The organism is Rhodococcus sp. 3258, assembly GCF_031456475.1.
GTDB classification, from domain to species: Bacteria; Actinomycetota; Actinomycetes; order Mycobacteriales; family Mycobacteriaceae; genus Rhodococcoides; species Rhodococcoides fascians.
Window position 1 is genome coordinate 1,011,199 of the sequence record NZ_JAVDUT010000001.1, and the last position, 19,625, is coordinate 1,030,823.

Here is a 19,625-nt window from a genome sequence, read left to right on the forward strand (position 1 = left end):
AATCGGTCGATTGTCGCGGCGCGGGCACGGCCGCCTGCAGACGAGGCCGACCACCGCGATCAACCTGCGTCCTGTGCCACCGGCGAGTTCCACTCGGCAGTAGTGAAACGGGCTGCGTGAGCAGCGACGGCGGCTGCGTCTGCATTGCGCGAGAAGATCCGGCGTTGGCGTTGCGCGCCGTTCCCGAGGTGCGTCAACCGTTCGAGAGAAGTCTGCACGCAGCGGAGGTCGCCTGTGCTGGTCAGCGCCGGTTCCACGTAGCGGACGAGCGATCGGAGCAGACTCGATGCCGACACCGGTTTCCCGGTGCTCGGATCCACTCCGACGCCGGTCAATCCATCCATGCGGGCACGGTGGTATGCCGCTGCGAGGTGATTGCCGGCCACGACGAGTGCCGGCTCGCCGCGGTCGATGGACCGAAGGGCCGTGACGACGAGACCGCGGACCAGTGCAGCGGACAACACCACCTCCTCGGCGACGGCAGGTACGTCGCCGACCCGCACCTCGACCGTCGGCTGGTGGGAGCTGGGCCGTACATCCCAGTAGAGCGATGCTTCGTCGAGAATCATCCCGGTCTCGATCATCGAGCCGACCAGGTCGTCGTACTCCGCCGTCGAACTCAGGTGAGGGGGCGGACCAGCCGTCGGCCACCTGCCCCACACCGTCGAACGCCAACTCGAGTGCCGAGTGTCGACGCCGTCGTGTATCGCGCTGTTGGACGTCAACGCCAGAAGCGTGGGGAGCCAGGGCCGCACGACATTGCATACCCCGATCGCCGTCTCCTTGTCCGGCACCTCGACGTGAATGTGACCCCCACACGTGGCAACGCTCTCTGCCAGTGCCCCGTAGGTCTCGGCAAGACGCCGATAGCGGGAGCCGTCCGAGATGGGCAGGCGGCCACGATCAGCAGGCGCAACCGGCGAGACACCTGCCGCCAGTAAGTGGGCACCCTGCGCCAAGGCCACCGCCGACAGCGTGGCGCGGGTGGAGATCACGTTCTCCCGCAACTCGCGAAGACACTGCAGCGGAGGCGAATTGGCCTCCACCTGCACCTCGGTCAGCTCCGAGACGGCATCGATTCCCGCAGCTCGGGCATGCGCGACGACACCGGGGCCGACCGCCACCGGACGCAGCATGTCGATGTCGGCGAGAAAGAACTCCTCCTCCACTCCGACCGTGGGAACTGCCCCTGCACTCATCGGGCGCTGTCGCCCGGGTGATCGCCGACGACCACCGCGAGATACACCGCGGCGACGATCGTGCGCGGTGCGGAACTGCCGGTCACGCCGACCGCGCAGGCGTCTCGCCTGTGCAGGAATTCGGAACCTCTTCGGATCTCGCCGGTTTCACCGCACTTCGAACGGCGTCCGCGACGCTGCGGACGCACTCCGTACCGAGGTGGACACCACTCGGATCGAGTTGTCGCTGCAGCTCGGGTGTACAGGCGACGATCGCGCGACACCGGTGCGCAGCGAGCCGCAAGGCGGCTGCCGAGAGGACGGGAACCACTGCGGGGTCGACGAATTCGACATCGAGCAGATCCACGACCAGCGACCGCCCGCACACGATGGCCTCCGACACGCATTCGCCTATGACCGGAATTGCCGATCTGTCGATCGACCCGACGATGCGGATGACGACCGGTCCGCCGACGAGTTCGTCCACGGACAGCGCGAATGCGCCGTCCTCGGGATTGTCCGGCCCGCAGAACGACAATCGAATCGATTCCGGATCACTGTGCACCGACCGTAGAAACACCATTGCCCACCTCCACCGGCTCGCGACCGGAGACTGTCGGCTGCCTCTGACACCAGTTCTCGAGAAAACGAGTCTCGGACTATCGGGTGTCGAAGAGCGCGGTCGGGCACATCTCGCAGTCGCTACTTCCTGACTACGGGGCTTCTCCTCAACCGCGTGCAGACAGTGTATACACAATTGCGTCCGGCGAAACCCGCTACGCTGCTTCGATTGTCGGCAGTCGACGGTTGAACCGACCGCAATCCAGTGCACGGTAGCCGTAGCGAACACGCTCCCCGCTTCGGCCGCAAGGGACGTCGGTTCGGCCCGTTGTGAACGCTCCAGCAAGGGCGACGCCCTCGTGTGAGGTTTCGCATTGCGGCTTTACGTAATAGGGTGTTGTTCGACGCCCAGTTGCGATGACCGCTCTGGCCGCGTCTCGAGTACGCTGACTCCAAAATCGGGTCGGCATATCCCACACCCTTCACCGGTGCCGGGCTATGCGCCCGAAAGGGGCCGTGCGAACCCATCAGGGATCGAATCGATATGCACGTTGCGCTTGTCTCCGAACACGTGAGTCCGATAATTGATGCGGCCGGCATCGAGGCAGAACAATCGGCTGCCCAGCTCGATCGGCTGGCCTCGTCGCTGGCCCGCGCCGGCACCCGAGTCGACGTATACACCAGGAAGCAGAACCCGGATCACGAGGACGAGCTGCTCACCCCCGACGGTTACCGGGTGGTCAACCTGTCTGCGGGGCCTGCTGTCCCGATGACCGAAGAGGAATCGATTCCTCACACGAGCGCGTTCGCCTCCGCGCTCCGCGATCACTTGCTCCGAACGAAACCCGATGTAGCACATGCACATTCATGGGTGTCGGGGCTGGCAACCATACTGGCCGCCGGCGCGACGGGCGTCCCCACGGTGATGTCGTTCCACGGTCTCGCCGCGACCGACCGATCCGGGCCCCCGACGGCCGGCACCGATTCGGTGGTTCCCCGGGCGGCTATGGAGAAGAAGATCGCTCGATCGACGAGCCGCATCATCGCGTCATGTCCCGACGAGGCCGACATGTTGACGCGGATGGGCGTCGCCAGAGCCAAGGTGTCCATCGTCCCGACCGGGGTGGATCTGAGTGACTTCGATCCATCCGGACCGACTGCACCACGCAGCGGTGCTGCGTGTCGGGTGGCGACCGTCGGGTCGGACGCCGAGGTATCGACGATCATCGAACTGCTCGGAAAACTCGACGACACCGAATTGGTCGTCGTCGGCGGCGAGCCGCGCGAATCCAACGGCGTGGCGCAGCTACGCACGGTCGCCGCAGCACACGGCATGGCCGGGCGCACGGTGTTCACCGGCCCGGTCCGCCATCGCCACATGTCGTCGCTGTTGAGGTCGGCAGACGTGTTCGTCTGCCTGTCCCCGACCGAATCGGCAGGGATCGCCACCCTCGAAGCCATGGCGTGCGGACTTCCCGTCGTCGCATACGGAGTGGGCTACGCCGGAGAGTTGGTGATCGACGGGGTCACCGGCCGCTCGATCAGGCCGGGCGACCGTCGTCGCTTGGCACGAGAGCTGGCCCTGCTGCTACGCAACGAGTCCAGGCGTTTCGAGCTGGGAGTGTCCGGCTCCGACCGTGCGCAATCTCGCTTCTCGTGGGACCGCATCGCCGAGGACACTTCACGCGTCTACGAGGCAACCGCACAGACCGGGTCGACAGTGAACGCCGGGTCGACCCAGCAAGCCGGCTCGACTCACGACCATCCGGTGCCGCCGACTGCACCCTCTCGTCGGCACACGGTGTGAACAGCCGGCGAGCCTATCTGGACGAGCGTTCCTTGTTCGATTCGGAACCGAGGTCGACGAGTTCTGCGGCCAAGGTGGCCACCGGGACGTTCTGGGTTTGCGACAGCCGTGAAATCAAGTCGAACGCCTGTACCGCATCGATTCCGTACCGCTCCATCAACATGCCCTTGGCTTGGCCGATGATGTCCCGTGAAGCCAAGCCGGACTTGAATTGCTCGGTCTTGTTCGCTGCATACAACGCCACCGCAGCGTGGGTTGCGAGCACGCGACCGAGTTCCTCGTCCTCGTCGCTGAACGCATCACTGGTCAGTGCGAACAGATTGAGCGCCCCGATGGTGTCCTCGTTGGTGTAAAGGCGGAAGGACAGGCTGCTGAGAACCCCTGCTCCCACCGCCTCCGGACCGAAACGTGGCCAGCGGGAATCGGAGCGGAAGTCGTTGCACCGCACGAACAGCTCGCTTCGTGCGGCATCGATGCACGGCCCCTCGTCGAGGCGTTCCTGCATTGCGTCCAGGCGCACCGGCAGCTCACTGGTCGCGGCGTGCGACTGGTACTTCTTCGGCCCCGCCACCACGAGAATGTCGGCGCAATCGACCGCGGGTATCAGAGATCGGGCGCTCTCCGTCACGCCGCGCAGAGTCTCGTCGAGACTGGACGGTGCGAAAAATGACCTCGTCGCTTCGGCAATCGCCTGTGTGAGGTCGCGAGCTGTCATCGATCGATCGGGTCCCATACCTGACGATGCTAGTCAACAGGAATCGACCGCTCGACGGTTGAGTCCACCGGAAGCGGGGCATGCAGAGCGCAGCAACCAACCGACCGACGATCAGGAGTGCTCATGACCATGCCGACCGATGCAGGTGCAGAGATCCCATCCGAAGGCAGCAACGACGGTCCGCGCGAAGAGTCTCCCGACGAGGCTGCAGTCGGTGCTCACGTCGACGAAGAGAACGTCCCACACCCGCCCGAGGACGACACGCAGAACTGATTCACTGGGCGGTCGGGGTCAGGCGGAAGATCGGAAACCGCCTGCCCTCGGCCGTTTCCGTGTATTTCGCGAATCCGTCCGAGGCATCGAGGAACTTCTGCCATTGCCGGTCCCACTCGGATTCCGAAATCTCGTAGGCGTTCACGGCAACGGTTCGAATTCCTTCGTCCCCTGGTGCCTCGATGTCGATTGCCGGATGTGCGCGCAGATTGTGCACCCACGCTGGATCTTTCGGTGACCCGGCAGCCGAGCCGACCACCAACCAGCTCTCTCCCTCCGGAATCGCCATGAGCGGATTGAGCCGCACCGCGCCGCTCTTGGCCCCGATCGTGTGCAGAACGACGAGCGAATCACCGAAGCCGGCCGTGGACACGTGGCCATTGTTGCTTCGGAACTCGTCGATGATGATCTCGTTGAAGTCGGCCATGGGCCCATTATGCCGCCGATGCGGCGCGGCCACTCCGCTTTTCGCCGGCGTTCGACGGTGTCAGTTTCCCGGTATCCCGTCCTCGTGATCGACGAGCAAAGACAACGACTCCCAATTCTCCTGCACGGCAGCGGCCGCGCCGTCCGCGTCACCCTCACTGCACAGCGTGATGATTCGTTCGTGTTGGGCTATCGAATCGCGGCCCACCAGCGAGGCGAATCGTAGCCGTTCGAGTCGGCGCAGGGTCGGCGTCACCTGCTCGAGAACCGTGACGACGACCTGATTCTGACTCGCTTCGACGGCGACTGCGTGGAATGCGTCGTCGCCGGCCAGCGCGAGGTCCACATCGCCTCGGGTGAATGCGGCGGCGAAATCCTTGTTGGCGCGACGCATCGCGGCGATGTCGCGCTTGTTCATCAGCGGTACCGCCGTCCGGACCGCGAGGGCATGCATCGACGCCGCGACCGCCTGCGCGTCCAGCACCGCCTTGCGTTCGATGGTCGACACGATGGTCGAACGCCCGGGCTGGGTGTGTACGAGGCCCGCCAGTTCCAGCCTGGCCATGGCGTCGCGAATAGGTGTACGCGATACCCCGAGCCACTGCTCGAGTTCGGCATCCCGCAGCCGCTCGCCGGGCGCGAAGGTGCCGTCGACTATTGCGTCGCGAATCGAGACGTAGGCGTTGTCGCGCAGCAGGGATCGCTTGTGTTTTCCGAGCTCGACGGGGACCGGCATGCAAAATATCGTAGCCCACCGCTTTCGCTGGCGAGGTGTCCCACGTACAGTATGCGATATATTGCATCCTGCATGACACACCGATCAAAGGAGAACCACGTGGCGATCGCGGACTTCGAGCGTTATCCCCTCACCTTCGGCCCGAGCCCGATTCACCCGATGGAACGACTGAGCGCGCACCTCGGCGGGGCCAAGATCTGGGCCAAGCGAGAAGACGTCAACGCAGGATTGGCCTACGGCGGCAACAAGACTCGCAAGCTCGAGTACATCGTCCCGGACGCTCTCGCGCAGGGTGCCGACACATTGGTCTCGATCGGTGGCGTGCAGTCCAACCACACGCGGCAGGTGGCTGCGGTCGCGGCAAAGCTCGGACTCAAAGCAGTTCTAGTGCAGGAGAAGTGGGTCGATTGGCCGGATTCGGTCAACGACAAGGTGGGCAATATCCTGCTCTCCCGCATCATGGGTGCAGATGTCCGCCTCGATCCGTCGGGCTTCGGAATCGAATTCAAGGACAGCTGGCAGAAGGCCATCGAGGACGTCGAGCGAGCGGGCGGCAAGCCCTACGCCATTCCCGCAGGCGGCTCCGACCACAAGCTCGGCGGACTCGGCTTCGCCAACTGGGCGTACGAAGTACAGAAGCAGGAAGAGGAGCTCGGCGTCTTCTTCGACACGATCGTCGTGTGCAGCGTGACCGGGTCGACGCATGCCGGCATGATCGCCGGGTTCGCCGGGCAGGAACGGCCGCGTCGAGTGATCGGCATCGATGCGTCCGCCAAGATCGCTCAGACCCGCGACCAGGTGGCCCGAATCGCCCGTAACACAGCACAACTCATCGAACTGGGTCGCGATCTTCGCGACGACGAGATCACCGTCCTCGAAGGCTGGGCCGGCGACTACTACGGAATACCCGTCGACTCCACGATCGAGGCGATCAAGCTCACCGGCCGTCTCGAAGGCGTGATCATCGACCCGGTGTACGAGGGCAAGTCCATGGCCGGACTGATCGATCTGGTTCAGAAGGGCGATATCGGCAAGGACTCCACCGTTCTCTACGCACACCTGGGTGGCCAGCCCGCCCTCAACGCCTACAGCGGAATCTTCTGAGCTGGACTTCGCGGTACCGGTGCCCGAGGATCGACAGGTGATCCTCGGGCACCGAACCTGTTTCTGCACCGGCCGACCCGAGTCGGCACGACGAGCGAAGGTGTACGCATGAGGCAGCGCTCCGACGAGTTGGACTCGCTGAGTTGCCGAATCACGGCGGCGCTGCAGGTCAATCCCCGGGCGTCCTGGGTCAGCATCGCCGAGGCGCTCGGTGAACCCGAACGCACCGTCACCCGACGCGGCAAGGAACTACTCGATTCCGGAGACGTGCGCGTGGTCGGCGTCATCGGCGCGACAGGCGCGGTCGTTCTGCGAGCTCGATGTCACGTCGGTATGGCACGTGCCGTTGCAGTCGGGTTGGCGCGCCGCGACGACACGATGTTCGTGTACGCCACGTCGGGGCACGAGGAATGCGTCGCCGAAGTCCTGGTCGACGATGCCCATCTGGCGGATCTGATGCTCGACGACTTACCCGGCATCACCGGGATCAGACGCATTCGGGTAGATCCCATCACGCGGGTCTATCGCTCGGTCCGCGAGTGGCGGCCGGCGATTCTCAATTCGCACCAGATCGCGGCTCTGACGCCTCCCGTACACGAGGGCTACCAACCGGACGGCCGTGTGGGACCGGAGATCTCGACCCTGCACCGCAGCATTCTGCGCGTCCTGGCCGAGGATGCCCGGACGCCCACCTCGGACATCGCGCGCGTCGTCGGCGCTACCGAGAACACTGTCCGACGCCACATGGACACTCTGGAACAGACCAACAAATCCCGACTGCGGGTGGTCGTCGAGCCGGCGCTGCTGGGGTATTCGGCGGAAGCCCTTGCCTGGGTCAAGGTTCCGCCTCGACACCACGAAGCACTGGTCGAGCTCTTGCTCGCACATTCGGAGGTTCGATACGCGGTGGCCCTCGCGGGCTCGGACAGTCTGCTCGTCAACCTCGCGTGCCCGGACCGAATGGCGTTGCATCGCATGACAACTGCCTCGGACTGGGCCGCCCTGGCCGACGCGATCTCGGTCGTGTCGATTCTGCGGGCCACCAAACGCAGCGGCAACCGTCTGCTGGCCGCGGACTCCGCGTCGTACCTGTATTGATCCGGTACGACGCGGCAGTCACTGCGGTCAACGGATCGGTGCGCCGGGGCCGAGCGGGATGCCGAGCATGTACCAGACTGCGAACAACGCCGCCCACACGATCAGCATGCCCAGCGCGACAGGGATGGTGAACGAGGCGAGGGTACCGATGCCTGCATTCTTCTTGTAGCGCTGGATGAGTCCGAGGGTGAGCACGAAGTAGGCCGACATCGGGGTCATCGCGTTGGTGCAGGAATCGGCGATTCGGTAGACGGCCTGGGTGGTTTCGGGGTTGACGTCGATGTACATGAGCATCGGCACGAGAACCGGGGCCAGCATCGACCACATGGCCGAACCACTGGTGACGAGCAGGTTCATCACCGAGATCAGCACCAGCATCATGGCGAACACCACGAGGGGGTGTAATCCCCCGGCTTTCAGCAGTTCCGCGCCCTCGACCGCAACGACGTTGCCGATGCCGGTCCACTTGAAGTAGGCGAGGAACTGCGAAATCGCGAAGAACAGCACCAGGATCGGAGCAAGGGTCTTGATGCCGACGGCCATCGATTCCGGAATCTCACGGAGCTGCCGAAGACTGCCGGTGGTGCGTCCGTACACCCATCCGACCAGGACGAAGGCGATCGCGATGAAGAACGCGATGTTCTGCAGCACGATCGACTGCACGAACCCGCCGTCCTCACCACGCAGCGGCGACGAGGGAGGAAGCAGGGCGGCGACGACGACGGCCACGTACACCGCCAAAGCTGCTCCGGCGCGGCGCATTCCCTTCTTCTCGATCGGCTCGAGATCGAGTGCCAGCTTTTCTGCGCCGTCCTCGACGCCCTCGTCGGCATCGAGATTCATGTGCTTGGCCATCACCAACTCCACCACCAGGGTGATGAAGATCGAAATCACCAGTGACGACGCGAGACTGAAGAAGTAGTTGTCCACCGGGGTCACGCTGTAATCGGCATCGACGATCTGAGCGGCGGAGGTCGTCAACGACGACATGATGGCATCGCTGGGTGTGATCAACGGTGACGCGTTGTAGCCACCGGCGATGGCGACGAACGCCACCATCATGCCCAGTACAGGACTTCGGCCCGCTGCCTTGAACGCCATTGCCGCCAGCGGAAGGACGACGATGAATGCCGCGTCGAACATGACGTGAGACATGGTCCCGGCGAAGGCAACCGAGAACGTCACCCACTTGGCGGGCAGCTTCACGATGGTGGCGCGCAGCAGCGTGGTGAGCACACCGGAATGCTCGGCGACGGACACACCGAGGATGACGGTCACGATGATGGGGAGCGGCGCGAACCCCGCGAAGTTGTCCAGTGCCGTTCCGAAGATCATGGCTACGCCGTCACTGCTGAGCAGGCTGCGAACCATCGACACCTCACCGGTGCTGGGTAGCACCACCCCGGTGCCCAGTGCGGCGAGGATCGCGCTGACCACTGCCAGCACTGCGGCCAGAAGCCAGAACAACAGGAAGGGGTGCGGCAGTTTGTTGCCGACGCGTTCGATGCTGGACACAAGACGGAACAGTGTCTTCAGTCCCCAGGGCATTCGTGCTTCGGGCGCATCCGCAGTTGCCGGTGGACCGTCGATCTGACTGGACATGATTGACTCTCTTTCGCATACCGTCGGATTGCGACCGAGCCCCGGGCTCGGATGTCCTGCTCACTCAAGTCGGTTCACGTTGCCGATATGTTGCATGTGTGAAATTTTCGGCCGTCTGAGCGAAACCGCCAATCCAACGGCGAAAACGCTCAATGGACGACGATAGCCCGGTGGGCTCAGCGCGGTGGTGCAGTCTTGAAACAGGCTTCCGACAACAACTCCGGCCGATCCGGATCGAAGCGAGGAGTTTCATGACCGGCGACATTCAGTCACTGTCCCTGCGCGCGCTCGCGGCACACATCCGCGATCGCGAGATCTCGGCCCGCGAGGCGCTCGAGTCGCATCTGGCTCGCATCGACGACTTCAACCCTGTCGTCAACGCGATCGTGACCTTCGACATCGATGGGGCGACCGAACGTGCGAGTGCAGCAGACCGCGCAACGGTGTCCGGCGAGGCACTGCCCGTTCTGCACGGCGTCCCGATGACGCACAAGGACAATCACCTGACCGCCGGTCTGCGCACGACTTTCGGCTCGCCCATTCTGGCCGACAACATCCCCACCGAGGACTCGGGCATCATCGCCCGCCTCAAGCGCGCAGGTGTCAACACCACCGGCAAATCCAACGTTCCCGAATTCGCTGCAGGCTCACACACTTTCAATCCGCTGTTCGGTACCACCACCAATCCGTACGATCCGACTCGCAGTGCCGGCGGCAGCAGTGGCGGTGCCGCCGCCGCCATCGCCGCCGGGATACAACCGGCGGGCGACGGGTCGGACATGGGCGGGTCGCTGCGCACTCCGGGATCGTTCTGCAACCTCGTCGGATACCGGCCGTCGTTGGGCCGAATTCCGATGCTGCCCGCCAAGAACCCGTGGGCCTGGATCGCTCGGCAGGGCGTGCTCGCGCACGACATCGAGGACGTGCGCTTTCTGATGCGCGCACTCGCCGGTCCGGATTCGTCCAGCCCTCGTGGTCTCCCGCTCGACGACTCGTACCGCTCGGAGGAGGCCGGCTCGCTGCGTGGGCTGAAAGTAGCGTGGACAACGGATTTCGGTCTCGGCGTACCCGTCGACCGTGAGGTGATCGACGTCCTGAGCCGCCGACTGCACGTGTTCGAGCAACTCGGTGCCAGTGTGGACGTCGATTGCCCGGACCTGTCCGACGCGGACGAGGTGTTCCAGACGACGCGTGCCTTCGACTTCGCCACCGCCTACGGGCACCTGTTGGACGAACACCGGCACCGCATGAAGAGCGCCGTGCAGTGGAACGTCGACAAGGGAATGGCGCTCACGACACGAGACATGATCTCCGCCAACACCGCTCGCAAGAATCTTGATACTGCAGTGCGGCAGTTCTTCTCGCGATACGACGTATTGATCGCGCCTGCCGTTCAGGTACTTCCGTTCCCCGCGGACGAGGAGTACCCCGCCGTCGTCGACGGCACCCCGATGAACAACTACCTCGATTGGATGCGGGCCGCTTCGCTGATCTCGGCGACAGGCCTACCGTCACTGTCGATGCCCGGCGGCTTCAGCTCCTCCGGTCTTCCGGTTGGATTGCAGATCGTCACCGCCGACCGCGCCGATCACCTGCTGCTCCGGGTAGCGCATGCATTCGAAGCCGAGACGGCATTCCACCGTCGTGCGCCCGAATCGGCGGCCGCCACCGTCTGACAGATCCGGCGGGCCGAGTTCAGGACCTGGCGACCGCGGCGACGATCAGATCGGTCAACTCCCCGATCGCTTCGGCCGGTGTGAGTGACCCGGATACGGCACCGTGGGACAACGCGTCTGCGGCACCGAAGACGGCGGTCAGAGATGGCGTGGACATGCCGTCGGCATCGGTGAACGGACGCAGAATCTCCCGACACCGCTCGAAGTAGGCGCGCTCGGCGGTGCGCTTGACCTGTTCGAGTTCGGGCGAACCTTCGAGTGCCGCAAGCACACCCGTCAATTCCCTCCCCTGGGCCAATGTGCACCCCACGTAGGAGTCGGCAATGGCCTTCGCCCGACCGCGGACCGTCATGGGTGCCGAGTCGAGAGATTCCTCGAGCATCGCCGCCTGCCTGGCATCGAATTCGGTGAACAGAGCGGCAAGAAGTTCGGCGCGGGAGGCAAAGTGGCTGTACACCACCGGTTTCGCGACACCGGCATGCTCTGCGAGCCGTCCGAGAGTCAACGCGTCGGCCCCCTCGGCGCGTACGAGAGCCCAGGACACCTCGATCAACTGGGCGTTTCGATCGGAGCGCGACAGCCTCGTCCGTGCCATTCCGCCACCTCCTTGCTTATGTACTAATAGTAACCTACTGTTGGTACATAGCCGATCTTCCCCAGCCGAAGGAACAGCCATGAACACGCTCGTCGTAGTCTCCCATCCCGACCCGCACTCTCTGACCCATCAGGTCGCTCACTCCGTAGTCGAGGCCATCCGATCCACCGGCACCACCGTGGAGACCGCAGATCTCGCCGCAGAGAGCTTCGATCCACGATTTTCGGCTGCAGATCTGAGCCTGTTTCGCGGAAACGGAAGCACACCGTCCGATGTAGCCGAGGAGCAGACACGGATCGACCGCGCCGAACACCTGATTCTCGTCTTCCCGATGTACTGGTGGTCGATGCCCGCACTATTGAAAGGCTGGATCGACCGCGTGTTCGTCGAGGGCTGGGCCTATGAATACGGGGACAGAGTATTCGTGAAGAAGCTGGACCGACTCACAATCCATCTGGTCGTCGTCGCGGGAGACGATGCAGACAGCTTCGAGCGCCATGGCGTCCATCAGGCCATTCGAACGCAGATCGAGCGCGGCATCATCGAATACTGCGGTGCCACAGTGGGATCCACGAACTTCGTATACGGGTCGGACACCAGGAGTCGCGCGGAACTCGCTACCGAGATCTCCGCTATCGGCAGCACGGTCGCAGACCGGGTCGCCGCGCAGCGCGCGCTCACCTGACCTGCCACCGCCACGCGGGACGAGGGTGGTCAGCGATTCCGCTTCTGCTCGGCACGGATCAAACCGCCGCCGACGATCAGCCGCTGAATTTCGCTCGTGCCCTCGTACAGGCGGAGAAGACGGACATCTCGATAGATTCGCTCGACGGGAACGCCGCGCATATATCCTGCGCCGCCGTGGATCTGGACCGCGAGGTCGGCAACTGTGCCGACCATCTCGGTGCAGAACAGCTTCACCGCCGACGGCGCGATCCGTCGATCGGTGTTTTCCACCCAGGCTCGGGCAGCCTCACGCACCATGGCCCGGCCTGCCATGACTCCCGTCTGCTGGTCGGCGATCATCGCCTGGACGAGTTGATGATTGCCGATGGGCTCGCCACCCTGCGTGGAAGACGCAGCGTAGGAGACGGATTCGTCCAGGGCACGCTGCGCTTGACCGACGGCGAGCGCTGCGATGTGGACGCGGCCACGCGCCAACGACGTCATCGCCGCCCGGTATCCGATGTCACCGTTGCCGCCCACCAGAGCGTCGGCGTCGACCTCGACGTCGGTGAACGTCACATCCGCGGTTCCTGCTCCCTGCTGACCCATCTTCGCGTCCTTGTCACCGACCTCGACACCCGCAGCGTCGGCGGGGACCAGAAACACCGCGATCCCGTTGCCGCTGTTCGGCTTCGGGTCCACTCGCGCGAACACGACGAACAGGTCCGCGATGGGCGCATTGGTGATGTAGCGCTTGCTTCCGCTGATGATCCAGCCAGTACCGTCCACTACTGCCGTCGTTCTCAGCCCTGCCGGGTTCGAGCCGGCACCGTCCTCGGTCAACGCGAACGACGCGACGACGTCGCCGGCCGCCATGCCGGGCAACCACGTTGCCTTCTGCTCGTCGGTGCCGAACCCGACGAGCACCTGGCCCGCGATTCCGTTGTTGGTGCCGAACATCGACCGCAACGACAGTGTGGTGTAGCCGAGCTCCATGGCAATCTCGACATCCTGAATCAAGTTCAGGCCGAGACCACCGAACTCTTGCGGAATCGCGTATCCGAACAACCCCATCTCGGCGGACTGTCTCCGGAGATCGTCGGGAATCGAATCGGCGTTCATGATCTCGAGTTCACGCGGAACCACCCGCGATCGGACGAACTGGGAGACCTGCTTCTTCACGTCCGCGAAGACGTCGTCGGGTACCTCGGCATTGCGCACGGTCATGGCACCACTATCGACGCTGCCCACGGATCGGACAACCAACAACCGCGAGTAGTTGACACAACAATCATAGTGGGTACCATCGAATACAGTTGACATCGCAACTACTTCGGATGTCCACCCGACGAAAGGTCTCATCGATGACGAAGATCGCAATCATCTACTACTCCGCAACCGGCCACGGATCCACGATGGCGAACAAGCTCGCCGACGCAGCGACGGCGGCTGGAGCCGAAGTACGCGTGCGGCACATCGCGGAGACGCGCGACCCCAGCACCTTCGCCGAGAACCCCGCCTGGTCCGCCAACTACGAGGCAACCAAGGATCTTCCCGCTGCCAGCGGCGACGACATCGTCTGGGCCGATGGCGTCATCCTCGGATCTCCGACGCGTTTCGGTAGCACTGCAGCACCGTTCCAGAACTTCATGGACTCGCTCGGCGGCTACTGGGCCAAGGGTGAACTTGCGAACAAGGCATACGCCGCCTTCACCTCGAGCCAGACCGCGCACGGCGGCCAGGAGACCACGCTCATCGGTCTCTACACCTCACTGATGCACTTCGGCGGCGTCCTGGTTCCGCCCGGATACACCGACGGACTGAAGTTCGCCGACGGCAACCCCTACGGCGTCAGCCACGTCACCGGACCCGAGAACAAGAACGAACTGGACGACGCGACCACCGCAGCGCTGACCCACATGGCCACGCGCGTCGTCACCATCGCCGAGGCTCTGGCGAAATAGAGGCCGGCTCTCCTCACCTCGAGAAGACCGCCCGATTCGCGTTCGCGTCCGGGTCCGCACATCGCCAGTGCGGACCCGGACGTAGTACATGCGTGATGACAAACGGCGTGTTTGTCATCTCGGGCGTGCACCGCCATGCTGTGTGCAGGGAACAGCAACTCCGCTGACTTCTGCGATCGGTCGGTGGCGTCGCCCACCGACTCGTCGCTGCGACGAGTGCGAAACGGACATCGATGAACGATCCCGGCTTCGATCCGCTCGTTCTCCGCGCCCTGTTCGACGAATCCCCCGACATGGTGGCCCTGTCCGCGTTCTCCGGCAGCGTGATCGACGTCAATCCGGTCGGCCTCCGCCTGGTCGGCCTGGAAGAACTACCGTCGTCAGGCCTGTCCACAGCAGATTTCTTCACCGCCCGCGGGCTCGAAGTCTCCGGTGACGTCGAACATGCATTGCAGACGACCGGTCACTGGCAGGGCCGTACCGAATTACGCCACTTCGTCTCCGGCGCGGGCATTCCCGTTGCCCTGTCCACGTTCGTCGTTCGACGTTCCGGGCGAGAACCCGACCTGATCGCCACCATCGTCCGCGACCGCACCCGTGGCCACCAGCGTGATCTGGACCTGCTGGCCGCGGCTGTATCGGCGGAGAGAATCGCAGTCGAGCAACGGGCACTGGCCGAATTGAGCGCACTTGCCGTCACGGCGGACTTCGATACTGTGCTGACCGCGGCCACGAGCACGGCGGCCAAGTTGGTGGGCGTCGAGTCTGCGGCCCTGGCCCGACGTTCGGAGGACTCGACCGACCCGCTTCTGTCCGTCGACGCGATCACCCGCACGCTCCCACACGATTTCGTGCTTGCCACCGGCGACGGGTCGTTGACCGGTTATGCCTTGGCGCGAAGGGCGATCACCGTGTGTTCCGACGTCGAATCCGAAACACGATTCGACACCTCGGCCATGGCTGCCCTGGGCTTTCGCAGCGGTGCCGCCGTTCCGATCACCATCGGTGCCGGGCTGTGGGGCGTACTGATCCTGTTCGGCCGAGAACCACACGTTTTCGGCGACGGAGACATCGCATTCGTCTCCGCAGTCGCCGGAGTGCTCTCCGCTGCACTCGAACGAGTGGAACTCGACCGCGAGCTGCGCTGGCGCAGCGCGCACGATCCCTTGACCGAACTGCCGAATCGGGCGGTGGCGTACGACGCGATCGACACTGCGCTCGCACAGGTCGCGGACACCGGCGGCCGAGTGGCCCTGCTGTTGCTCGACGTCGACGATTTCAAGATCATCAACGACAGCCTCGGCCACGACGTCGGAGACCGCGCACTCGTGCACTTCTCACGCCGCCTGGCCGCGACCGCGAGACCTGGCGATACCGTGGCCAGGCTCGGCGGCGACGAATTCCTGATGATCTGCAATCACATCGACGACGTCGCACATGCCGAACGCGTCGCCGAGTGCATCCGTTCCGCTCTCGCGGCCCCTACCGCGGAAGACGAGGGCGACGACCCGATTCCGGTGAGCGCCAGCATCGGAGTTGCGGTGTCCACTGCGGGCTCGACCCGACGCGAGCTCCTTCGATCGGCCGACCTGGCGATGTACCGCGCCAAGGACACCAGGGCCGGGCACGCCGTCTTCGACTCCAGCGACCTCTACGACGCCGACCGGGTGCGCTCCATGTCGGTGGACCTGCGCCGCGCCGTGGACTCCGGCGACCTCACACTGGACTACCAACCCGTGATCGACGTCGAGACCGGACACATCGTTTCCGTCGAAGCTCTGGCGCGTTGGCAGCACCCGAATCTCGGTCCCATCGAACCGTCCGAATTCGTTGCCGTGGCCGAACGCACGGGTGTGGCAACGCTTCTCGACGATTGGGCCCTCACCACCGCCTGTCGACAACTCGTCGACTGGCGCGGGCTGGGCTGCGTCGGCATGCGCGTCAACATCAGCGCGCTGCAACTGCGCGACCCGGCCTTTCCCGATCGAGTGGCTGCCGCCCTGCTCACCACAGGTGCGCACGCTGACGGCGTCGTTCTCGAACTCACCGAGACGGAATGGCTCGCCGACACCGGCACGGTTGCGTCCAATTTGGCGAGACTCCACGAGATGGGAGTTGCGTTGTCACTCGACGATGTCGGGAAGGGCTACAGCAGCCTGGCCTACCTCGAACGATTCCCGGTGATCGGCAGCTTCAAGATCGACCGAACGTACATCGACGCTCTCGACACCGAGCGAGGACGAGAAGTGTTGACCGCCATCGTGTCACTGGCGAAAGCCTACGGCGTGACCGTCGTGGGCGAAGGCGTCGAGACGCAGGCGCAACTCGACGCCCTCACCGCAGCCGGATGCCATCTGGTGCAAGGATTCCTTCTGGGTCGGCCCGTCGACGCCGAGCACACGGCACTACTGCTGTCCCGTCACAGCGCAGCGCGACAACGCTGAGCGCGTCGAACACGGGTCTCGATCTCACCGCCGTGGGCGCGCCGATGCGACGAGCATCGCCAGACCCATCTCGAAGGCGCGGGTGGCAATGGGATCGTCGGCATCCTCGTGCTGGACGGTCTCGTAGGCCGCGGCCAACCGCGGGAAAGCCTCCTCCTGGCCGGCAGGATCGAATACGACACTCGGGCCGGACATGTCGAGGACACTGCCGAGGATGAACGATTCGAACGCGGTCAGCAGAGGCAACACGTCCCTGCTCTCCCAGCCCACCGCCTCTGCGGCAACAGAGAAATCCTCGTACTCCGCCAACAGCACCGGGGTCGATGCGCGTGTGGTCATGAGGAGGGGAACGGCGCGGTGATGCTCCGCGAACGCCAATCGATAGGACCTTGCCCATTCGACGAGGCCCTCCTCCCACGGCAATTCGCGTAGCGGTGCCGAGTCGATTCGGGCCGAGACCAGAGCTCGGACGTCTTCGATCATCGCCGCGCGGTCGGCGACGTGGTTGTAGAGGGAAGTGGGGTTCACGCCCAATTTCAGCGCCACGCCCCGCATGCTCGCACCGTCGGCTCCGTGCCGATCGACCAGGGCCAATGCGGTGCGGGCGATCAGGTCACGGCTGAGAATGGCGCGAGGTGGTCGTGCCATGGTCGCCTCCTCTCGGGCGGTCGTCGAGTACGGACAGCCTTGCATGTCGGGATTTTTTTCGATTCACCCGTTCCCAAAACCGACAGTGTGTGTTTTAGTTCTGTCATGACTTCTTCTTCCTTCACCGTGGTCGAGGCCGATGTCGCCGGCGTTTCCGCCGCGCTCGCCGAGGGCACTGTGACGAGCGTCGAACTGGTAGCGCGTTACCTCAATCGAATCGGGCACTACGACCGCACCGGCATCAGTCTCAACGCCGTCCCGGTACTGAACCCCGACGCGTTCGAGGAAGCCCGCGCAGCCGACCGGCGCCGGAGCGCTGGGCAGACCCTCGGCCCGATGGACGGAATTCCCTACACCGCCAAGTCCAGCTACAAGGTGCGCGGTCTTCCGGTGACGGCCGGCTCGCCCGCATTCGAGACCCTCGTCGCGACCGACGACGCCTTCGCCGTGGCCCAGCTGCGAGCGGCAGGCGCGATCTGCCTGGGCCTGACCAACATGCCGCCGATGGCAGCGGGTGGAATGCAGCGCGGACTCTACGGACGCGCCGAAAGTCCCTACTCCGCAGAGTTTCTCACCTCGGCGTTCGGCTCGGGATCCTCCAACGGCTCGGGTACGGCGACAGCTGCGAGTTTCGCTGCCTTCGGGCTCGCCGAGGAAACCTGGTCCTCGGGCCGCGCACCCGCGTCGAACAATGCGCTCGTCGCCTACACGCCCTCTCGCGGGGTGATCTCGGTGCGGGGCAACTGGCCGTTGGTGCCCACGATGGATGTCGTTGTGCCGCACGCCCGTACGGTCGACGACCTACTGCACCTACTGGACGTGGTCGTGGCCGACGACGCGGTCACCGAGGGCGACCTGTGGCGCATGCAGGAGTGGGTGTCGATCCCCCCGGCCTCGGATGTTCGGCCCACGTCCTTCACCGATCTGCCGCCACTGCCGTTGCAGGGGCTCCGGCTCGCCGTACCTCGCCTGTACGTCAACGGCGATCCCGACAGCGCATATCCGATCCACACCCGCGATTCGGTGATGACCCTGTGGCAGACCATGCGTGACGATCTGGTGGCTGCAGGAGCAGAAGTGATCGACACCGACTTCCCCGTCGTGGAGAACTACGAAGGCCTGCACCCGAACTCGCAGACCATGGTCGACCGCGGTCTCGTTCCCGCCGAGTTCCTCGAACGCGAGCTGGAAGAACTCTCGGTGTGGGCGTTCGACAGCTTCCTGGCCGCGAACGGTCAGCCGGGCCTGCGCGGCCTGGCCGAGACCGACGGGGCGCGCATCTTCCCGCATCCCACGGGCGCGCTACCCGATCGCTACGGCATTCTGCCGTTCGACACGGCCTACGATCTGGCGGACTACGTTCCCATGGCGAAAGCAGGGGTGACGCCGTTCGATCGCATTCCGTCCGTGGAGGCCGGCATGCGCGGATTGGAAGAGGTCCGCCGCGTCGACTTCGAGAAGTGGTTGCAGGACAACCGCTTCGACGCAGTCGTCTTTCCGGCCGTCGCCGATGTCGGCCCCGCCGACGCCGATGTCGACGTCGCGTCCGCCGACATCGCCTGGCGCAACGGAGTCTGGGTGGCCAACGGCAATCTCGTGCCCCGCCACCTCGGCATACCCACCGTCACCGTTCCCATGGGGTCGATGAGCGACACATCGATGCCGGTCGGCTTGACCCTGGCCGGTGCTGCCTACTCCGATTCGACCCTGCTGCGTCTCGCCCGTTCCGTCGACGCCCTCGGGGCACGACGAGTGGCTCCCGCACGCACCCCGGCACTGACCGACGAGCACGTGTTCGACGGCATCGTCGGTGCCGGTGACTCGGATGCCTCCATCGCAGTGACCGACGTGCAGATTCGGCCGGGCTCCGCGGGCGACGAACTCACCTTCGCCGTCCGGATCGACGGCGGTTCCATCGACGACGTACAGGCTTTCGTCGACGGAGTGAGGGTGCCGCTCCACACGACGGGCAGCGCCGTCACCGGGACAGTGTCGATTCCGCCGGGTTCGTACGACACCCTGCACAGTGAGTGGCGGGCACCGTACGGTCCCCTCGTCGTCGCCGTCGCCCGCTGCGCAGATGGTGGTGTCGCCGGTGCCATGGCGACCACCGACGGATCGCCTCTCTGATC

At 64.6% G+C, this 19,625-nt stretch carries 18 protein-coding genes; 9 read left to right on the forward strand and 9 right to left on the reverse strand.

Annotated elements, in window-relative coordinates:
• Positions 1-59: 59 nt before the first annotated feature.
• Positions 60-1,199 (reverse strand): glutamate--cysteine ligase, encoded by a 1,140-nt coding sequence (locus J2X62_RS04675; RefSeq protein ID WP_310177967.1) that lies wholly within the window; start codon positions 1,197-1,199, stop codon positions 60-62.
• Positions 1,200-1,281: 82 nt separating this feature from the next.
• Positions 1,282-1,761: an STAS domain-containing protein gene (locus J2X62_RS04680; protein ID WP_052057049.1), complete on the reverse strand. Its 480-nt coding sequence runs from the start codon at positions 1,759-1,761 to the stop codon at positions 1,282-1,284.
• 549 nt (positions 1,762-2,310) lie between these two features.
• On the opposite strand from J2X62_RS04680, the gene J2X62_RS04685 reads away from it, so the two are divergent.
• Positions 2,311-3,546: a glycosyltransferase gene (locus tag J2X62_RS04685; protein ID WP_310177973.1), complete on the forward strand. Its 1,236-nt coding sequence runs from the start codon at positions 2,311-2,313 to the stop codon at positions 3,544-3,546.
• Between the two features lie 13 nt (positions 3,547-3,559).
• On the opposite strand, the gene J2X62_RS04690 is transcribed toward J2X62_RS04685, so the two are convergent.
• Entirely contained in the window at positions 3,560-4,279 is a 720-nt protein-coding gene (locus J2X62_RS04690; RefSeq protein ID WP_032366830.1) for a GAF and ANTAR domain-containing protein, read from the reverse strand.
• A 105-nt stretch (positions 4,280-4,384) separates the two neighbouring features.
• On the opposite strand from J2X62_RS04690, the gene J2X62_RS04695 reads away from it, so the two are divergent.
• Complete coding sequence (locus tag J2X62_RS04695; protein WP_167328339.1) at positions 4,385-4,534, forward strand: hypothetical protein; 150 nt, start codon at positions 4,385-4,387, stop codon at positions 4,532-4,534.
• A 1-nt stretch (position 4,535) separates the two neighbouring features.
• Here the strand turns inward: J2X62_RS04695 and J2X62_RS04700 are convergent, their stop codons facing one another.
• Positions 4,536-4,961, reverse strand: a complete 426-nt coding sequence (locus J2X62_RS04700) for a nitroreductase/quinone reductase family protein (RefSeq protein ID WP_222081554.1) — start codon at positions 4,959-4,961, stop codon at positions 4,536-4,538.
• Positions 4,962-5,021: 60 nt separating this feature from the next.
• Positions 5,022-5,696, reverse strand: a complete 675-nt coding sequence (locus tag J2X62_RS04705; protein ID WP_032369161.1) for a GntR family transcriptional regulator — start codon at positions 5,694-5,696, stop codon at positions 5,022-5,024.
• A 99-nt stretch (positions 5,697-5,795) separates the two neighbouring features.
• On the opposite strand from J2X62_RS04705, the gene J2X62_RS04710 reads away from it, so the two are divergent.
• Together J2X62_RS04710 and J2X62_RS04715 are read left to right on the forward strand one after the other, a co-directional pair.
• A complete protein-coding gene (locus J2X62_RS04710; RefSeq protein WP_310177982.1) occupies positions 5,796-6,800 on the forward strand; it encodes a 1-aminocyclopropane-1-carboxylate deaminase in 1,005 nt (334 codons plus the stop codon).
• Between the two features lie 108 nt (positions 6,801-6,908).
• Positions 6,909-7,898, forward strand: coding sequence for an Lrp/AsnC family transcriptional regulator (locus J2X62_RS04715; RefSeq protein ID WP_037219067.1), 990 nt, complete (start codon positions 6,909-6,911; stop codon positions 7,896-7,898).
• A gap of 27 nt (positions 7,899-7,925) precedes the next feature.
• Here J2X62_RS04715 and J2X62_RS04720 read toward each other — a convergent pair whose 3' ends face one another.
• Positions 7,926-9,500, reverse strand: a complete 1,575-nt coding sequence (locus J2X62_RS04720) for an AbgT family transporter (protein ID WP_027495699.1) — start codon at positions 9,498-9,500, stop codon at positions 7,926-7,928.
• Between the two features lie 251 nt (positions 9,501-9,751).
• On the opposite strand from J2X62_RS04720, the gene J2X62_RS04725 reads away from it, so the two are divergent.
• Entirely contained in the window at positions 9,752-11,176 is a 1,425-nt protein-coding gene (locus tag J2X62_RS04725; protein WP_310177987.1) for an amidase family protein, read from the forward strand.
• Between the two features lie 19 nt (positions 11,177-11,195).
• On the opposite strand, the gene J2X62_RS04730 is transcribed toward J2X62_RS04725, so the two are convergent.
• A complete protein-coding gene (locus tag J2X62_RS04730) occupies positions 11,196-11,771 on the reverse strand; it encodes a TetR/AcrR family transcriptional regulator (protein WP_032381506.1) in 576 nt (191 codons plus the stop codon).
• A 79-nt stretch (positions 11,772-11,850) separates the two neighbouring features.
• On the opposite strand from J2X62_RS04730, the gene J2X62_RS04735 reads away from it, so the two are divergent.
• Positions 11,851-12,456 carry an NAD(P)H-dependent oxidoreductase gene (locus J2X62_RS04735; protein ID WP_027495696.1) on the forward strand — a complete coding sequence of 202 codons (606 nt, stop codon included), beginning with the start codon at positions 11,851-11,853 and terminating at the stop codon, positions 12,454-12,456.
• Positions 12,457-12,485: 29 nt separating this feature from the next.
• Here J2X62_RS04735 and J2X62_RS04740 read toward each other — a convergent pair whose 3' ends face one another.
• Complete coding sequence (locus tag J2X62_RS04740; protein WP_027495695.1) at positions 12,486-13,664, reverse strand: acyl-CoA dehydrogenase family protein; 1,179 nt, start codon at positions 13,662-13,664, stop codon at positions 12,486-12,488.
• Positions 13,665-13,801: 137 nt separating this feature from the next.
• On the opposite strand from J2X62_RS04740, the gene wrbA reads away from it, so the two are divergent.
• Both wrbA and J2X62_RS04750 read left to right on the forward strand, forming a co-directional pair.
• Positions 13,802-14,401 (forward strand): NAD(P)H:quinone oxidoreductase, encoded by a 600-nt coding sequence (wrbA, locus tag J2X62_RS04745; RefSeq protein WP_027495694.1) that lies wholly within the window; start codon positions 13,802-13,804, stop codon positions 14,399-14,401.
• A gap of 233 nt (positions 14,402-14,634) precedes the next feature.
• The gene (locus J2X62_RS04750; RefSeq protein WP_310178000.1) at positions 14,635-16,845 is read left to right on the forward strand and encodes an EAL domain-containing protein; all 2,211 of its coding nucleotides are present in this window, start codon (positions 14,635-14,637) and stop codon (positions 16,843-16,845) included.
• A gap of 24 nt (positions 16,846-16,869) precedes the next feature.
• Here J2X62_RS04750 and J2X62_RS04755 read toward each other — a convergent pair whose 3' ends face one another.
• The gene (locus tag J2X62_RS04755) at positions 16,870-17,493 is read right to left on the reverse strand and encodes a TetR/AcrR family transcriptional regulator (protein ID WP_027495692.1); all 624 of its coding nucleotides are present in this window, start codon (positions 17,491-17,493) and stop codon (positions 16,870-16,872) included.
• Between the two features lie 105 nt (positions 17,494-17,598).
• Between J2X62_RS04755 and J2X62_RS04760 the strand changes: the two genes are divergently transcribed.
• Complete coding sequence (locus J2X62_RS04760) at positions 17,599-19,623, forward strand: amidase (RefSeq protein WP_310178002.1); 2,025 nt, start codon at positions 17,599-17,601, stop codon at positions 19,621-19,623.
• Positions 19,624-19,625: the final 2 nt, after the last annotated feature.

Coding starts and splice junctions, on each gene's coding strand:
- J2X62_RS04720 (WP_027495699.1), bottom strand. CDS start 9,500: ATGTCCAGTCAGATCGACGGTCCACCGGCAACTGCGGATGCGCCCGAA.
- J2X62_RS04690 (WP_032366830.1), bottom strand. CDS start 4,279: ATGGGACCCGATCGATCGATGACAGCTCGCGACCTCACACAGGCGATT.
- J2X62_RS04725 (WP_310177987.1), top strand. CDS start 9,752: ATGACCGGCGACATTCAGTCACTGTCCCTGCGCGCGCTCGCGGCACAC.
- J2X62_RS04735 (WP_027495696.1), top strand. CDS start 11,851: ATGAACACGCTCGTCGTAGTCTCCCATCCCGACCCGCACTCTCTGACC.
- J2X62_RS04755 (WP_027495692.1), bottom strand. CDS start 17,493: ATGGCACGACCACCTCGCGCCATTCTCAGCCGTGACCTGATCGCCCGC.
- J2X62_RS04680 (WP_052057049.1), bottom strand. CDS start 1,761: ATGGTGTTTCTACGGTCGGTGCACAGTGATCCGGAATCGATTCGATTG.
- J2X62_RS04700 (WP_222081554.1), bottom strand. CDS start 4,961: ATGGCCGACTTCAACGAGATCATCATCGACGAGTTCCGAAGCAACAAT.
- J2X62_RS04675 (WP_310177967.1), bottom strand. CDS start 1,199: ATGAGTGCAGGGGCAGTTCCCACGGTCGGAGTGGAGGAGGAGTTCTTT.
- J2X62_RS04760 (WP_310178002.1), top strand. CDS start 17,599: ATGACTTCTTCTTCCTTCACCGTGGTCGAGGCCGATGTCGCCGGCGTT.
- J2X62_RS04715 (WP_037219067.1), top strand. CDS start 6,909: ATGAGGCAGCGCTCCGACGAGTTGGACTCGCTGAGTTGCCGAATCACG.
- wrbA (WP_027495694.1), top strand. CDS start 13,802: ATGACGAAGATCGCAATCATCTACTACTCCGCAACCGGCCACGGATCC.
- J2X62_RS04740 (WP_027495695.1), bottom strand. CDS start 13,664: ATGACCGTGCGCAATGCCGAGGTACCCGACGACGTCTTCGCGGACGTG.
- J2X62_RS04705 (WP_032369161.1), bottom strand. CDS start 5,696: ATGCCGGTCCCCGTCGAGCTCGGAAAACACAAGCGATCCCTGCTGCGC.
- J2X62_RS04750 (WP_310178000.1), top strand. CDS start 14,635: ATGAACGATCCCGGCTTCGATCCGCTCGTTCTCCGCGCCCTGTTCGAC.
- J2X62_RS04695 (WP_167328339.1), top strand. CDS start 4,385: ATGACCATGCCGACCGATGCAGGTGCAGAGATCCCATCCGAAGGCAGC.
- J2X62_RS04730 (WP_032381506.1), bottom strand. CDS start 11,771: ATGGCACGGACGAGGCTGTCGCGCTCCGATCGAAACGCCCAGTTGATC.